The following is a 1663-nucleotide window of genomic DNA, read 5'->3' as shown; positions in this document are numbered from 1 at the left end:
GACAGTGAAGCCTGCACCTTCTGATTTCTTGGTTCCCTGTTTAGACACCAGCTTGGAGGAACTAGACCCACTTACTTGAGCCAGTATCACCACCTGTCCCAGGTTATCGTCTGCTTCAACATCTGGCTCAAGGGAACTCCGAGGAAACGAGCCAGCTCTGCTCCCTGATTTTCTAATTCCGAAAGGGAGATGGGTTGACCGACACGAGTAAGAGGAACTTCCCGGCGATCCTTAGTGCGGACGTAGAGGACTCGGCGTGGATTTAGACCCTCTTTGATGTCTACTCGAATCGACTGGACATCTTCTGTACGGCAACTGAATTCGACTTCACGGTTTTTACCGGGAAAGCCAGACCGCACTACTCTGACCATAGCTGTTTCTTGGTTAAATTCATTGTACCCTCCACCGATATCCCAATAAATGGTTAGCCATAGGTAGAGAGATAGCAACAGCGCAGCAACGCCATAGAACCCCATTGCTACTCCCTGAGGGATAAAAATTAGGTTGGTTGCATCTCCAATCGGGAGTAGATCCATGTTGAGATAACTCGAAAGGCCTGCGAGGAAAAAGCCTATACCTCCTATGGATACAGCTCCTGCCACTAAATAGTTGCTCAAACGGCGAGAGCCAAGAACCGATTGTCGAAGTACCAGGTTTTCCAGTTGGTTGGTGGATGCTGCCATGAGAAGATGTGGTTGCCTCTAAGAAATCTGACTTGACAATAGCGCTGAGTTCGAGAGTAGATCAGTTGATTTACGGATACTGCAGCGAGCTCATCTAGAACTAGTATCACATTTTTGACCAACACAGGGAAATTATGTAACTTTTGACACCAAATATAAAAAAAATCTGAGGAGTATGTGTAATTTTGTAAAATTTTTGGTATTTATTATTATTGTATGTAACGTTTGTAACCCAACTCTCCTTATGGGAGAATCAAGTCAAGCGTTAAACTGTGTGATAGTTTAAGAAACATTAAGTGACCACAGCCTAACCTTATAGCCTGTGGCATCCCGTTAAAAGACAATCCTGTAAGAGGGAAGTGACTCTTGCCTCACTGAACTCTAAGGGAAATCCACCTCTAGAAGGGTGGGAGTGTCGGTAAAAAGACGTAAAAGCGTCCCAATTTTGAATCCTTGCAAATCGTTATATGTATGAGGATTTGAATCTATGACAGTAGCAGTAGGACGCGCCCCCAGCACCAGAGGATGGTTTGATATCCTCGATGACTGGCTCAAGCGCGATCGCTTTGTATTCGTCGGCTGGTCCGGCATTCTGTTGTTCCCCTGTGCCTACATGGCGTTAGGGGGCTGGCTAACTGGTACCACCTTTGTTACCTCTTGGTACACCCACGGCTTAGCCTCTTCTTACCTTGAAGGTTGTAACTTCCTGACCGTAGCAGTATCCTCTCCTCCTAACAGTCTGGGACATTCCCTGCTGCTGTTGTGGGGACCAGAAGCTCAAGGAGACTTGACCCGCTGGTTCCAACTAGGAGGGTTGTGGAGCTTCGTGGCATTCCACGGAGCGTTTGGTCTGATTGGGTTCATGCTGCGGCAATTTGAAATTGCTCGTCTAGTAGGCATCAGACCCTACAACGCGATCGCATTCAGTGCGCCGATTGCAGTATTTGTCAGCGTGTTCCTGATGTACCCATTGGGACAGT

1 protein-coding gene and 1 pseudogene are annotated in these 1663 nt (G+C 47.2%); one reads left to right on the top strand and one right to left on the bottom strand.

Translation table 11 applies throughout. The features are described from left to right. Positions 1 to 86: 86 nt before the first annotated feature. Positions 87 to 683: a photosystem I assembly protein Ycf4 gene (locus tag F6K49_RS46745; RefSeq protein ID WP_293109303.1), complete on the bottom strand. Its 597-nt coding sequence runs from the start codon at positions 681 to 683 to the stop codon at positions 87 to 89. Positions 684 to 1170: 487 nt separating this feature from the next. Here F6K49_RS46745 and F6K49_RS46740 point away from each other — a divergent pair. After that, positions 1171 to 1663: pseudogene (locus F6K49_RS46740) on the top strand (photosystem II D2 protein (photosystem q(a) protein)); the annotation flags it as partial.

It is taken from the genome of Moorena sp. SIO3I6, assembly GCF_010672095.1.
The sequence above is the reverse complement of the archived record's forward strand: the minus strand, read 5'-3'. Positions and strand labels throughout refer to the sequence as shown.